A 13,042-nucleotide genomic window follows, 5' to 3' on the forward strand; every position below is an offset into this window, starting at 1 on the left:
CTTAATGTTCGAGTCGGTTACGCCAGGTGGTCAGCACATCGCTGCGGGTAATAAGGCCAAGAAAACGATCGTTGTCGGCGATAACGGCCACCAGGCCGCGATCGAAAATGGCTTTCAGCGCGCTTTCTGGTGCATGTTTATCCAGGGTTTCTACGTTGCGGGTCATCGCTTCTCTCACGGGTAGAGAAAAGCGCCGGCTGTCACCCTGGACGTGGCTAATCAGATCCCATTCGTCGACGATGCCGACCACGCAGCCCTTTTCCAACACCGGCAACTGCGAGATGTCGTAAAGGCGCATACGGGCGAGGATCGTGGCCAGCGTGTCGTCCGGCTCGGCGGTGACGGTAGCCCCTTCGTCATGGCGCAGGGCGATAAAGTCACTGAGATCGCCGCGCGAAGGGCGGCTCAAAAAGCCCTGCTGGCGCATCCAGTCATCGTTAAACATTTTTGATAGATATTTGTTGCCGCTGTCGCAGGCGAAGGTCACCACACGTTTGGCGGAGGTCTGTGCCCGGCAGAAGTGCAGGGCGGCATTAAGCAGAGTGCCGGTTGAAGAACCCGCGAGAATGCCTTCAACCTGCAACAGTTCGCGGGCGGTGGTGAACGCCTCGCTATCGGTGACGCGGTAAGCATTTTTGACTTCTTCAAGATGGGCCAGCGGCGGAATAAAATCTTCGCCGATCCCCTCAACCAGCCAGGATCCCGTTTCGCCGTAGCGCCCGGTTTCGACCTGGTCCGCCAGAATGGAACCTGCCGGATCCGCCAGGATAAATTCCGTTTTAGGCGAATGCTCAGCAAACCAGGCCTGTAGCCCACCGAGAGTTCCGCCGGAGCCGACGCCAACGACGATAGCGTCAATATTGCCCTCCAGTTGCTGAAAGATTTCCGGGGCGGTGGTAGTGGTATGGGCCAGCGGATTGGCCTCGTTATTAAACTGGTCGATATAAAAAGCCCCGGGTGTTTCGTCGGCAAGGCGGCGGGCGTAGTCCTGATAGTAGGCTGGGTGGCCTTTGTTGACGTCCGAGCGGGTAAGCAATACTTGCGCCCCCAGCGCACGCAGGTGGAATATTTTCTCGCGGCTCATTTTGTCCGGCACGACCAGAATCAGGCGGTAATTTTTCTGCGCCGCAATCAGCGCCAGACCCAGGCCGGTATTCCCGGCGGTGGCTTCAATAATCGTGCCGCCGGGTTTTAATTTCCCCAGTCGTTCGGCTTCATTAATCATCGACAGCGCTACACGGTCTTTTATCGAACCGCCGGGGTTTTGATTTTCCAGTTTTAAAAACAGGCTACAGGGGCCACTATCCAATTTATGCAGCTGGAGCAGGGGAGTGTGGCCAATAAGGTCACTAACGGAATGAAAAACTGACATGACATTTTACCCATTCGTACCAAGATGATTTGAATGGTAGGGCTGAAAAAATGGCATTTTAAAGAATTTTTGTCTGCTTCTAAGCGCAAAAAGTAATATAAGATGCTATTTAGACGTCCAGAGGGAAAGGTTGTTAGCCGCCTGGGCGTGTCGATTTCCAGAATAGGGCCTTTTTGGCGTATTTTTCACCTAATTATGGTTTTTTACCCGCTGCTTTATGTTTGTTTCAGGAAAGGATTGCCGAAAATAATCGATGGTAGTCTGAGGCGAATCCTTAGACGTTGGTGTAAATATCAAGCCCGGATATACCGGATTGATACCTGTCGACAGCAATTCAGGTAAGAAAAAATTGCACAGTAAGGTATGCTCACTTGTTTCAATAAATAGCCTGTATCAGGAAACTATATTCCAGAAATATTATCCAGGAAAAGCGACGCAGAAGAAAATAGCCTGGAACGATCCAGTTAACAAAATAAGAACATAATTCATACCCAAAGGATATATACATGTAATGATTCAATAGTAACCAGTTACAAGGAAGCTAGTATGAATAAAAACGACATGAGTCCTTTACCCACCAATACCCATGAGTGGTTTTTTAACCGTAACAGCATCATCATCTTGCTCGATATTGTTCTGTTTATCGTTCTCTACAACACGCTCCCCTATGAGCCAAAAGTGGTCATGGGGCTGAGTATGCTCGCTTTTATCGCTGTGTTATGGCTGACAGAAGCGCTACACGTTACCGTTACGGCGGTGATAGTTCCCGTTATGGCAGTGTTGCTTGGGGTATTCAACACTCAGGCAGCGCTGAATAGTTTTGCAAACTCAACGATATTCCTTTTCCTCGGTGGCTTTGCTCTGGCTGCGGCGATGCATGTGCAGGGGCTTGATAAAGTCATTGCCGATAAGGTATTAGCTATGGCGCGGGGTAAAATGAGCCTCGCTGTTTTTATGCTGTTTGGCGTGACGGCCTTACTGTCAATGTGGATCAGTAATACCGCGACGGCGGCAATGATGATGCCGTTAGTATTGGGTATATTGAGTAAAGTAAACGGCAAAAGCAGCCATTCGACCTATGTGTTTGTGCTCCTCGGTATTGCATACAGCGCAAGTATTGGGGGGATGGCGACAATCGTCGGTAGTCCGCCAAACGCGATAGCTGCAGCGGAGGTTGGACTCTCCTTCTTTGATTGGATGAAGTTCGGTTTCCCGGCAATGATCATATTACTTCCTGTCGCTATTGCGATTCTTTACCTCGTGTTCAGGCCGGAGCTTAAGGGAACCTTTGAAACGAATACTGAACAGGTCGATTGGGATAAAGGCAAAATAGTCACATTGGCTATTTTTGGGCTTACGGTATTCTTTTGGGTATTCAGTGGACCCATTAACGATCTGCTGGGCGGTTTTAAATCTTTTGATACCATCGTTGCTTTAAGCGCCATAATATTAGTGAATTTCGCCCGGGTGGTTCACTGGAAGGATATAGAAAAAACGGCTGATTGGGGCGTGCTGTTATTATTCGGCGGTGGTATCTGCTTAAGTAATGTGTTGAAAGAGACGGGCACCAGCCTGTTTCTGGCAAACCAGATTAGCGGGATGGTTGCTCATATGGGGATATTTATCATTATCCTGGTGATTGCAACATTCGTGGTATTTTTAACGGAATTTGCTAGTAATACGGCCAGCGCCGCTTTGCTCATTCCTGTGTTTGCCTCAGTTGCCGAAGCTTTCGGTATGTCTCCCGTCATTCTGTCGGTATTGATTGCCATTGCGGCCTCATGCGCTTTTATGTTGCCCGTGGCGACACCACCAAACGCTATCGTTTTCGCCACTGGCCATATCAAACAGCAGGAGATGATGCGTGCCGGCCTGTTTTTGAATATCGCTTGTATTATCGTCCTGACTGGATTTAGCATGTTATTTTGGGTGTGAATTAAAGCCAACACAGCGGTCATTGTTGACCGCTGTGTTTTTAATCCATCCCGTTATTACTCTGTGCTCATAAAAATCATGAAGCCATGCTGGTTAAGCCGTTATCTTTTCTTTAATGCGTGTTTATTGATTGAATAAGTCCAGACCGGGCTTCCCTCAACTCATCTTTTGCCTCTTGTAACTTCCTTTCTTTTTTTCTGATCTTATCCGGTTTGCCGGATGCTTGAGCACGACGAAGTTCTGCCATTCTCTCACTGACTTTTTCTTCTTTATCCGCTACTTTTTCCTGCCATCCGGAAGTGATTTTATTATCTGTGCAGTAGAGTCGAGTTTTTTTTAGCGCTCTCCCCAGTCCCTCGACTCTATGTATATTTCCGTACGTTCTGGCATATTCTAGCTGTTTTTGGATTCGGTACTCTTTTTCTGCGCAGCCATGTAGAGTATTAGATGCAGTGGCTATGCCTGAAAACATAGCGTTGAGTAAGAAAAAACAGGCTAATGGTTTTATTATATACTTCACGATAAATCCTTCATCGATAGGGTAAAAACAATATCTGATTTGTAAATATATAACTTAAAATGATGTCATGAGTGTGAGGGATATTCAATGTCCATGTGGTTGAGAATGTTCCTAAATGGTTTTTTTTATGTTATTTATTTTTTTAGGTGTGATTTTTTTATAATATCCGGATTTTCAGCTTTATAAGTGTGCAGTTAGATAATCTCTGTTTATACCTGTGATATTTTAAGTTGCATCTATATTGGACTTAATGGTTTGTATTGATTAGTACCATATAAATTAAAATATGAAAGTTGAGTGATTTATAATGGCTTGTTCTTGATGCGGAGGCAGTAAGGTGATTTTTGTTAGCGATAAAACGGATTGTACCCGTTTATCGCTCTTTTCGGACTGATTCCAGATTGCTGGCAGCATATTATTCTGGTCTATGAATCCTGGCTTCGGTCTCTAATATAATGGCATCTATTTCAACCATAAGTCGTTCGTGAGTCACATCTGGGCGACATCCCCCGAAAGCAAAAATGGGGGTCTTTAAAATAGTGGTACCCAGACTCGGACTATTGCCGGAGGCGTTGAACAGCGCGTTTGCCGTGCTGGCCCCGAAGGGGTAAGCCGCTGTGTGGCGAATAATCGAATGTAGTTAGATGAAGAGTCTGTTTTTCCACAAGCAAAAACCCGCCATAGGCGGGTTCTTCTAAATAGTGGTGCCCGGACTCTGAATCGAACCAAGGACACGGGGATTTTCAATCCCTGAGTCAAAGTTAATAGTTTGTAAACAGGCGTATTTGCATACTGTAAAGAGTGTGCAAAATGAAAATACTTCCCGTTATTTCTCCCAAAGGTGGAGAAGGCAAATCCACGTTTGCTGCTTACCTTGCCGGTTTTCTTGCCGATGCCGGTCTGAACACCCTCCTTGTGGATGCAGACTATTCCCAGCCCACAGCCAGCAGTATCTTCGCGCTGGAGCATGAATCCCCTTTCGGTCTTTATGAATTGCTGATGCAGATGGTCAGTGACCATACGCAATGCATTTCGCAGACCGCCATAAAAAATCTCGATGTCATCTACTCTAACGACCCGGATGAACTGTTGCCGACCGCGATGCTCCACGCTGCAGACGGCCGTCTGCGCCTGCGTAACATACTTCAGCATCCTTTCTTTAACCGTTATGACGTCATTATTGTGGATTCGAAAGGCGCAACAGGCGTCATGACCGAACTTTCCCTCCTTTCCTCTACCGGTAATGTGATGGGCGTTGTTAAACCCATCCTTCCGGATGTCCGTGAATTTATCCGCGGCTCCCTTCATATGCTTACCCGCCTGAAAACCTATGAAAATTACGGTATCCGCCTTCCTGATATTTCCATTCTCGTCAACTGTATCGAAAACACTCTGCTTGACCGTGAAGCAATGGACGGTCTTGCCGCCATCATTAACGAAAAACATTACGACGCCTCTGCGCTGGGCAACCGTGACGTTTATCGTTTACTCAATACCCGTATCGAGGCGCTGGATATTTTCAAACTGGGACACGTCAAGCAGCAGCCCGTGCATCGTCTGGAATACAAAACGCGTCGCAAAGGTCCGGCCGCAGCGGTCACCATGCACGACCTCGCGTGTGAACTGTTCCCTGAGTGGCAGAGCCATTTCAGTGACGTTCTGACCCGGGAGGTGCGCCATGTCTGAGATAATGATGCCCTGCTCTTATGAGGCTGAGCAGGCTGTATTAGGCGGCCTGATGCTTGATAACGACCGGTGGGATGAGGTGATACTGCAAATCTCCCCGGAAGATTTGTTTTCCCGGCCGCACCGTATGGTCTTCCGCGTCATGGCCGAGCTGGCCGGAGAAGGGCTACCGCTCGATCTCATCACTATTACGGAACGGCTGGAGAACAGAGGCGACCTTGAACAGTGTGGCGGCTTTGCTTATCTGGCTGAAATGAGTAAAAACACGCCGTCTGCAGCCAATATCCTGGCTTACGCCGGGGTGGTGGCGGAGAAAAGCCGCCTGCGGCAGCTGATGACAGTGGGTAACAGTCTTCTTTCCGATGTGCAGGCCCCGAAAGCCAGCTCGGCCGGCATCCTTGAGTCGGCCGAAGGCAAGCTGTTTAACATTGCCGAACAGGGAGCCATGCAGCTTAACAGTGAGACCGGCGTTAACGAGGCGCTGGATAAACTGCTGACGCATCTGGAAAGCATGCCCGCCAGTGACGGCCTCACCGGGACACCGACCGGTTTCAGTGAACTGGACGCGATGACCTGTGGTCTCCAGCCCGGCGATCTGGCTCTGCTGGCCGCCCGTCCTTCCATGGGGAAAACGTCGCTGGCCATGGCCGCCTGCACCGCGGCCGTGGGCGCAAAACCTGACGATCACGTCTTTGTGTTCAGTCTTGAAATGCCCTCAGAGCAGCTGATGATGCGCCTGCTGGCGATGGAAGGCCGGGTAGAGCTGTCCCGGCTTCGCAGCGGCAACATGGATGATGAAGACTGGGCTCGCGTGTCAGCGGCTACCGGTCGCATTATTGAATGGAAAAACCGTCTGATCATTGATGATACCAGTTACCAGACCCCGGCCACACTGCGCGCCCGCGCCCGTCGCTATGTCCGCAAATACGGCAGACCCTCTCTCATCATGCTGGACTATCTGCAGCTTGTCCGCTCCCCCGAGCAGGAAAACCGCACGCAGGAAATAGCGGAAATTTCCCGCTCGCTTAAGGCGCTCGGTAAAGAGCTGGGCTGTCCGGTACTGGCGCTTTCCCAGCTCAACCGCCTTGTGGAGCAGCGGGCCGATAAACGCCCCAATAATGGTGACCTGCGTGACTCCGGTGCGCTGGAGCAGGATGCAGACCTCATCATGTTTATTTACCGGGATGAGGTTTATAACCCCGGCACCCCTGATGCCGGGGTGGCTGAGATCATTGTCGGCAAGCAGCGTCAGGGGCCAACCGGCACGGTAAAAGTCAAATTTGACGGGCGTTACACCCTCTTTTCGGAGTTTCAGGAAGGCAGCTATGACTTCGGTTACCGCAGCGGGAGGAAACAGGCATGAGCCGTAAAAGTTCTAATGTGGGGGCTGCCATGCTGCAGCCCGGACGCCAGTCGCAGGCGGCCGGCAATATCAGCGTCATGCCGGCGGCTGAAATGCCCATGGTCCTGACGCTCGACCAGTTAAGCCCGAATCCTGATAATCCGCGAACATCACGCAACCCGCGTTATGACGATATCAAGGCTTCCATCCGTTCGCGCGGGCTGGACACCGTACCCAAAGTCACCCGTGACCCGGATGGTGAGCCCGATATGTACATCTTCAGCGACGGGGGGAATACACGTTATCAGATCCTGTCAGAACTGTGGCTGGAGACCGGAGAAGACCGGTTTTTCCGCGTCCATGTGTTGTTCAAGCCGTGGCCGGGACGGCTGCAGTGTGTTATCGGCCATCTGGCAGAGAATGAAGTGCGCGGGGAGCTGAGCTTTATTGAAAAAGCGCAGGGGATCCATAAAGCCCGCTCTATATATGAAGAGCAGATGGGAAAGACGGTTTCGTTGCGTCAGTTGTCAGAGCTACTGACCCATGAAGGTTTGCCAGTCCATTACTCAACAGTCAGCCGTATGGAAGATGCGCTGAAATATCTTTATCCGTGGATCCCAGACCTGCTTGAGTCCGGGCTCGGCAGGCCGCAGATAACGGCGCTGCTGGCGCTCCGGCATGATGCGGAACGCGTGTGGGGTGAGTTTTGCCTGATTTCAGACACAGGCGACAAATCCTTCAGCGACGTTTTTGGCCAGTGTTGTGGCCGTTTCAACTCCCCGGAACTGTGGTCTCTGGAGATGTTTCGCGATGAATTTATTGGTGATTTACTGCAGGCATTACCCCATCCGGAACTGGACTATGACCGCTGGATGATGGAACTCGATCCTAAAGAACGCAACCGCAGACATCACTTTGGCGAGCCGGAGACGGTTGCCTTTCCCGCCGCAAACAAGCCTGTTAATGCTGATCACGCCCTGCATACCACAGGCTCAGATGAGAGTGAAGGCGTCCCGCTACCTGTCTCCAGTTCACGTCCTGAGGTCTCAGGAGGGGCTGTAACGCCCGTTCCGGGTAATGCGTCTTCTCCTACTGAAACACCGATTAATGAGCCCCCCCGGCATGAGGTTCAGCCAGATATGTACGGTGCGGCACCGGTTATTTCAGGTGAGAGCGGGGATGTTAGCGGGCTGGTTACCCTCTCCGATGGGTACGGAGAAGAGAATGGTGGAGAAGAGGACAATGGGGAGGATGGCCTGCTTTCTCTTTTAACACCAGAACCTGAAGTTGTCCTGCAGGATGACGCGCTGGTGACTCATGACAGCATCTGGCATGTGCCGGCCCATCAGGACGATATCGAACACCTGCAGAATACCGCTTTTCGTCTGGCCTGGGAGCTGGGTGAGGTCCTTGGCTGCGAAGATGAAATTCTTCCTCAACGCGACAATGACATGTCTGCCGGTTACGTCGGGGCAGGTGAGGTGTGTTCTGAAGCCGCCGCATTTCTGCTGGGCCTGACCGGCGAAGCGCCTGCGCTGCATCCTGCGGCAGGAGTGTGTGGTCTGCCGGAGCTTTTCACCGGCGGCCCGGGTGAAGGGGAAGCACCTGTCCTGACAGATGAAGATGCCCTGAAACTGCTGCGCCTGATGCGCGTTATGCGCCGTCTTCGGGAGCTGCAACGCGGTCTGACGTACGGGGAGGATAACAGTGATGAATAACTCACAGCGACAGTTGCGACTGCTGAATCTAGTCAGGAAACTGCTGAAGCTGGGCCGCAGCAACAGTAATGCCCATGAGGCAGGACTGGCCCTGCAGCGTGCCCAGAAGCTGATGGCCAGATACGGTATCAGCGAGCTTGACGCCGGTCTTACATCTGTGCGCGAAGCGTCTTCCCGCACGGCCCCTTGGGATGCTGAAAAAGTTCCGGAATGGATGGTGACCCTTGTCCGGGGCGTCTGTCATGCCTTTGGCTGCCGCGCTTATTACTCATGGCGTCAGACCTCTGCCGGGTATCGCCGTTCGGTAACCTTTTACGGATTCAGTGAAAAACCTGAGATAGCAGCCTATGCCTTTGATGTGCTGACGCGCCAGCTGAAAGATGCCACAAATTCTTATCTCAAAGCCCAGAGTAAGCGGCTGAAACTGGCCACACGCCGGGCGAGAGCGGAGCAGTTCCGTGACGGCTGGGTATGCGGGGTGCGTGAGGTGATATCGGCGACTGACATCAGCAGCGAAGAGCAGCAGGTGATGAGCCACTGGCTGGAAAGCCGCAGTATGAAAACAGTCACAACCCGTGAACTGAAAGCCTGTCGCGGGGCGGATACAGCACGTTATCAGGGGTATGAAGCCGGACAAAATGCCCGTCTTCATCAGGGTGTGAGCGGCCGGGGTCCGGCAGCCATTGGTTACCGTCAGGATTAAGGGGGAAGGATGAACAGTTTATCTCAGGCTGCCAACGGATTGCTGATGCAGCTGGTTATGGATCTGAGAAGTGGCTATCTGCGCCGCTGCGAATCGCTGGGACTGAACCGCGAGGAAATGCAGATGCTGCAGGGGCTCTCGCTCGAAGAGCTTCACTACCTTTCCGGCAGCGAAGTGTCGATCATCAGTGTGGGCATCAATCACGGCAATCTGGTGCGCATGCTACAACAGGCCCGGACTGAACAGAAACGACTCCAGCGTATCGATCGGGCGCTGGCGCTGGGCGGCTCCATTGAACTGATGGCCAATTACTTCGGGCTCTCCAGTACGGACGTGGCGGCCCGCCGTCGTATTGCCGGTATCGATGTCCGGCCGGGGCGCGGTAACGCACTGGGTGATGAGGAAAACGCCGCCCTGTGGCGTCAGTGGCAAAAGTCCGGCGTTGAAGATGCGGAAAGTGCTGACGGGCTGGACGTAATGATGCTGGCTGCAGAACAGATGAACGTCTCGCTGACGTCCGTCTGGCATGCGGTCCGTGGCTGGCACAAGACCCGGCAGCCTTCTCCGGCACGAACGCCGGTAAGGAAGACGGCATGAAATACAGGATGGTTGCGCCGGGCCTGCGGGCTCCCCATGGTACGCCGCCGCAATGCTGTCAGAAGGCGTTACGTCAGGTTCGCCGTTTCCGGCAGGGGGCGCGTAATTACACCCGGCTCGATGAGAAAGGCTGCGGTTACTACAAAATCGATCTCGGCCCGTTCTGGCGTCTGCTGAGTCGCAACGAAGGCCGGACATGGCTTCTTCTCAGCCACGAACGCTATAACAGCGCCATACGTAAATAGCAGCATGACAGCCTGTTTACCCTGCACCCGTACGCGGGTGCAGTACTAAGCATACTGACAGTTCAGAACGGCCGCGATGGCGGCCGAAAAGGAAAAATAATGAGTCTGCCTGCAGAAAGCCTGATTGCTTATACGCTGGATAAAATGAATGCCCGCCTTGAGGCGAGTCCCCGGCAGGATGATGGCAGGATACGTAACGGCCTGCTGTTTACCGGAAATGTGCAAGATTCCATTCCCCGCCGGCTGTTGCTCGACACGCGGTTGTCACCACTGGACAAGATGGGCTGGATGATGATCCGGCTGTATGCACAAAATAATGAGGGGGCGGTTTTCCCCAGCTATGACGAACTGCAGCTGCAGCTTGCCTCACCCGGAAAGGGGAAAGCCTCAAGGGAAACGGTAAGCCGCGTCCTGCTTATGCTGCGAATAACCGGCTGGCTCAGCCTCTGTAAACGTGTGCGGGATGATAAAGGGCGGGTGCGGGGGAATATCTATGCTCAGCACGATGAGCCCCTGACGTTCAGCGATGCGGAAATGCTCGACCCCCGCTTCCTTGATACTGTGGCGGATGCCTGCCTGAGTAAAAACCGGACTATCAGCCAGACCGCCCGCGAAGTGCTCGACGATATAAAAAACGACCCCACCATGCGCCATTATCGCAGCCATCTTGCGCTGATCGAATCGCGTCTGGACAGCCCACAGACGCCCAGCCAGATGTCGAAACATCATCACCGAATACCCTGTCCCGCACCGGGTTCGGAAACCGAACTCAGTCATAAACGGCCAGGAATCGTCGCTAAAAAACAGGGTTCGGATACCGAACTCAGTCCAGAAAGGCACAACAACTCACTGAGTTCGGAATCCGTACTGCCAGTAAAAACAGGCGGTTATGACCGGGTTCGGAAACCGAACCATTACGTACGTAGTATCACACACAGTGTGAATAAAAATACGTACGTACCGGGTAAACCTGTGCTTCCCGACAGTCTGCATGAACTTGTTCCGGCAGAAGATATTGCCATGCTGACCGCACAGCTGCAGGCGTTGCCTGAGGAGCAGGCACAACTTGTGCTGCTCAGCCTGCAAAAGGTGATGGCACGCCAGCAGCTCAGCAACCCGGTTGGCTGGTTGCTGGCCGTGATGAAGAAGGCGCGTGAGGGCAGGTTATACGCGCCCCGTCAGGGTGGCGATATATCTGACAGTGTCGGGCAAAAAACAGTTCAGCGTCCCGAACAGCAACAATGGAAACCCGAACCACGCGCCTCTGCCCGCCCGGTATCGGAGGAAAATATCAGGGATCTGGTGAAGAAAATTCGGGAAAAAATCATAAATTCATGAGATTGCAGATTTTTACAGGCAGCGGAGCATGAAGTCTTGCACTTTTGTCAGCAAAATGCTGGCTAAAAAGTGAGCGCTGTTGCCAGTGGCAACACTGGCTAAAAAGTAAGCACTGTTGCCAGTGGCAACACTGGTTGAAAGCCAGGCAATACTTCTTCGCCATAAAAGAGATGAAGGTTCTGCAAATTTGTAACGGTGACGATCTGGTTTTAAGTTGTTCATATACCCCTCTCGCCCGGACTATCTCAAGCGTGTCAAAACTCATTACCCACTAAAGAGAGGCGTTAGACATGTCTGATGGTAAAACAAAGGGCGGAACAACCGCTTCACGAGCGGGGGCCCTACAGTCCTCTGTTAATATCCTGCTCCATACACATTATGCAATCCGGCTTTGGGAGGGCAGGAAACGTGATTCTCCGGACGAGACAGGGGTGAAAAAAAAGAGGCCTGAAATAATCAGTATGCCGCAAGCCATTGCGCGAGCTGGTAATGCTTCCCGAGACTCAGCGGCAGATAATCCCTATGCCGATATGGCTCTGGTACGGCTCGAAGAAGCCCTACAACGAGCAACACTTAAAATTAATGAAAACGTCAGTTCACTGGATGCCATATTGTCAGCCGTACCCAAAGGGGTAACGCTCTCGGAAGTTGAATCAGCCGATCCGTTAAATGTCAGCGTTTTCAGCCGTTCACCGTTAGGATACCGGTGCGTATGGCTTCTGGTTGGATATGATCAGTTAGCAATGAAAGCTTTCCAGGCTTTTCATTACGGACTGATTTCGCGTTCGCAACGTGACGCTATCCTGGACAATGGTGGCCATGCTGTTCGTCAGGTCTATGGCGTGATTCAGCCTTACCGAACACTTGCAGTGACTCGCCGTGATATTGCAGAAAAAACCACGCAAGGGCTTGTTGCCATTGAGCGAAATGGCGAACCTGATCCGGATGTGTTAAGCGGTAAAAAACGTTCTTCGTTCTCACCTCCGCTTAAAAACACCATAGCAGAGGAGGAATGATATGATTCGCCCTGTGTTCCTCCTCACCTCCTTCTTTTTACTGAGCGGATGCGCAACAACGGACTGGGCTGCGATTAATAAACAGGTCAGTGACATAGCCGCAAACCTGACAAAAACGTTGGGCGGCAACAGCAGCGGAGAAAGTGGCGGGATGCCTCTGATGAGCCCGGCGGGGCAACAGGCCCTGCAGTCCGTCGATAAAACGTTCTCCGTGCCGGTCGATGTGGATACCGCGGCGGCCCGCCTGAAGCGCCATTACAAATTTATCTCCACGCAGGAGCTTGAAGCACTGCGGCAGGCCGCAAATGACGGGGACTGGAAGGCGGCGGCTGAAGATGATGCGCATCCCGTCTGGGATGCCATGCCGGGCAGCTACTACAAAATGGGCTCCGACTGGAACGGACGTGATCACCTGGATATCGAAATCGAGAAAAACGGGTCCGGCAGCAGGCTCTATGTTGTCTATCGCTCATCATCATCACAGCGTCTGGCCGGGTCCGGCGTCACGAAGCTGATGAATGATGTCCGCGCTGTTGCGGCGGGTGAAAAACGCTGATGCGGGAGGCAACA

13 protein-coding genes are annotated in these 13,042 nt (G+C 52.3%); 10 read left to right on the top strand and 3 right to left on the bottom strand.

Translation table 11 applies throughout. From position 1 onward, the window contains the following. Position 1: 1 nt before the first annotated feature. Positions 2-1,372 (bottom strand): pyridoxal-phosphate dependent enzyme, encoded by a 1,371-nt coding sequence (locus tag HV213_RS04145; protein WP_181484868.1) that lies wholly within the window; start codon positions 1,370-1,372, stop codon positions 2-4. A gap of 546 nt (positions 1,373-1,918) precedes the next feature. Here HV213_RS04145 and HV213_RS04150 point away from each other — a divergent pair. Continuing rightward, on the top strand, positions 1,919-3,307 hold the full coding sequence (locus HV213_RS04150) for an SLC13 family permease (protein WP_181484869.1): 1,389 nt from the start codon (positions 1,919-1,921) through the stop codon (positions 3,305-3,307). Positions 3,308-3,419: 112 nt separating this feature from the next. Here the strand turns inward: HV213_RS04150 and HV213_RS04155 are convergent, their stop codons facing one another. Next, on the bottom strand, positions 3,420-3,827 hold the full coding sequence (locus tag HV213_RS04155) for a DUF1090 domain-containing protein (RefSeq protein WP_181484870.1): 408 nt from the start codon (positions 3,825-3,827) through the stop codon (positions 3,420-3,422). Between the two features lie 810 nt (positions 3,828-4,637). Here HV213_RS04155 and HV213_RS04160 point away from each other — a divergent pair. The 7 genes from HV213_RS04160 (at position 4,638) to HV213_RS04190 (ending at position 11,456) form a co-directional block, all read left to right on the top strand. After that, the gene (locus tag HV213_RS04160) at positions 4,638-5,513 is read left to right on the top strand and encodes a ParA family protein (RefSeq protein WP_039187766.1); all 876 of its coding nucleotides are present in this window, start codon (positions 4,638-4,640) and stop codon (positions 5,511-5,513) included. Next, positions 5,506-6,876 carry an SPI-7-type island replicative DNA helicase gene (gene dnaB-PI / locus HV213_RS04165; RefSeq protein ID WP_039187765.1) on the top strand — a complete coding sequence of 457 codons (1,371 nt, stop codon included), beginning with the start codon at positions 5,506-5,508 and terminating at the stop codon, positions 6,874-6,876. Before HV213_RS04160 ends, dnaB-PI begins: the two co-directional genes overlap by 8 nt. Then, positions 6,873-8,573, top strand: coding sequence for a ParB family protein (locus HV213_RS04170; RefSeq protein ID WP_039187764.1), 1,701 nt, complete (start codon positions 6,873-6,875; stop codon positions 8,571-8,573). Before dnaB-PI ends, HV213_RS04170 begins: the two co-directional genes overlap by 4 nt. Beyond that, positions 8,566-9,276 carry a DUF2786 domain-containing protein gene (locus HV213_RS04175; RefSeq protein WP_045282280.1) on the top strand — a complete coding sequence of 237 codons (711 nt, stop codon included), beginning with the start codon at positions 8,566-8,568 and terminating at the stop codon, positions 9,274-9,276. Before HV213_RS04170 ends, HV213_RS04175 begins: the two co-directional genes overlap by 8 nt. Positions 9,277-9,285: 9 nt before the next feature. Further along, complete coding sequence (locus HV213_RS04180; RefSeq protein WP_020899225.1) at positions 9,286-9,873, top strand: DUF2857 domain-containing protein; 588 nt, start codon at positions 9,286-9,288, stop codon at positions 9,871-9,873. After that, positions 9,870-10,118, top strand: coding sequence for a ParE family toxin-like protein (locus HV213_RS04185; RefSeq protein ID WP_004115572.1), 249 nt, complete (start codon positions 9,870-9,872; stop codon positions 10,116-10,118). The genes HV213_RS04180 and HV213_RS04185 overlap by 4 nt, the downstream gene beginning before the upstream one ends. 99 nt (positions 10,119-10,217) lie before the next feature. Continuing rightward, a complete protein-coding gene (locus tag HV213_RS04190; protein WP_045282281.1) occupies positions 10,218-11,456 on the top strand; it encodes an STY4528 family pathogenicity island replication protein in 1,239 nt (412 codons plus the stop codon). Positions 11,457-11,468: 12 nt separating this feature from the next. Here the strand turns inward: HV213_RS04190 and HV213_RS04195 are convergent, their stop codons facing one another. Beyond that, entirely contained in the window at positions 11,469-11,678 is a 210-nt protein-coding gene (locus HV213_RS04195; RefSeq protein ID WP_127791593.1) for a hypothetical protein, read from the bottom strand. A gap of 68 nt (positions 11,679-11,746) precedes the next feature. Between HV213_RS04195 and HV213_RS04200 the strand changes: the two genes are divergently transcribed. Both HV213_RS04200 and HV213_RS04205 read left to right on the top strand, forming a co-directional pair. Next, positions 11,747-12,472 carry a PFL_4669 family integrating conjugative element protein gene (locus HV213_RS04200; protein WP_045282282.1) on the top strand — a complete coding sequence of 242 codons (726 nt, stop codon included), beginning with the start codon at positions 11,747-11,749 and terminating at the stop codon, positions 12,470-12,472. 1 nt (position 12,473) lies between these two features. After that, positions 12,474-13,028 carry a hypothetical protein gene (locus HV213_RS04205; protein ID WP_045282283.1) on the top strand — a complete coding sequence of 185 codons (555 nt, stop codon included), beginning with the start codon at positions 12,474-12,476 and terminating at the stop codon, positions 13,026-13,028. The last annotated feature ends 14 nt before the right edge of the window (positions 13,029-13,042 follow it).

This window comes from Klebsiella sp. RHBSTW-00484, assembly GCF_013705725.1.
GTDB lineage: Bacteria > Pseudomonadota > Gammaproteobacteria > Enterobacterales > Enterobacteriaceae > Klebsiella.

What these genes read in the sequence shown, in the direction of transcription:
- dnaB-PI (WP_039187765.1), top strand. Translation starts at nt 5,506, where the DNA reads ATGTCTGAGATAATGATGCCCTGCTCTTATGAGGCTGAGCAGGCTGTA.
- HV213_RS04145 (WP_181484868.1), bottom strand. Translation starts at nt 1,372, where the DNA reads ATGTCAGTTTTTCATTCCGTTAGTGACCTTATTGGCCACACTCCCCTG.
- HV213_RS04175 (WP_045282280.1), top strand. Translation starts at nt 8,566, where the DNA reads ATGAATAACTCACAGCGACAGTTGCGACTGCTGAATCTAGTCAGGAAA.
- HV213_RS04200 (WP_045282282.1), top strand. Translation starts at nt 11,747, where the DNA reads ATGTCTGATGGTAAAACAAAGGGCGGAACAACCGCTTCACGAGCGGGG.
- HV213_RS04150 (WP_181484869.1), top strand. Translation starts at nt 1,919, where the DNA reads ATGAATAAAAACGACATGAGTCCTTTACCCACCAATACCCATGAGTGG.
- HV213_RS04190 (WP_045282281.1), top strand. Translation starts at nt 10,218, where the DNA reads ATGAGTCTGCCTGCAGAAAGCCTGATTGCTTATACGCTGGATAAAATG.
- HV213_RS04205 (WP_045282283.1), top strand. Translation starts at nt 12,474, where the DNA reads ATGATTCGCCCTGTGTTCCTCCTCACCTCCTTCTTTTTACTGAGCGGA.
- HV213_RS04160 (WP_039187766.1), top strand. Translation starts at nt 4,638, where the DNA reads ATGAAAATACTTCCCGTTATTTCTCCCAAAGGTGGAGAAGGCAAATCC.
- HV213_RS04170 (WP_039187764.1), top strand. Translation starts at nt 6,873, where the DNA reads ATGAGCCGTAAAAGTTCTAATGTGGGGGCTGCCATGCTGCAGCCCGGA.
- HV213_RS04185 (WP_004115572.1), top strand. Translation starts at nt 9,870, where the DNA reads ATGAAATACAGGATGGTTGCGCCGGGCCTGCGGGCTCCCCATGGTACG.
- HV213_RS04180 (WP_020899225.1), top strand. Translation starts at nt 9,286, where the DNA reads ATGAACAGTTTATCTCAGGCTGCCAACGGATTGCTGATGCAGCTGGTT.
- HV213_RS04195 (WP_127791593.1), bottom strand. Translation starts at nt 11,678, where the DNA reads ATGAACAACTTAAAACCAGATCGTCACCGTTACAAATTTGCAGAACCT.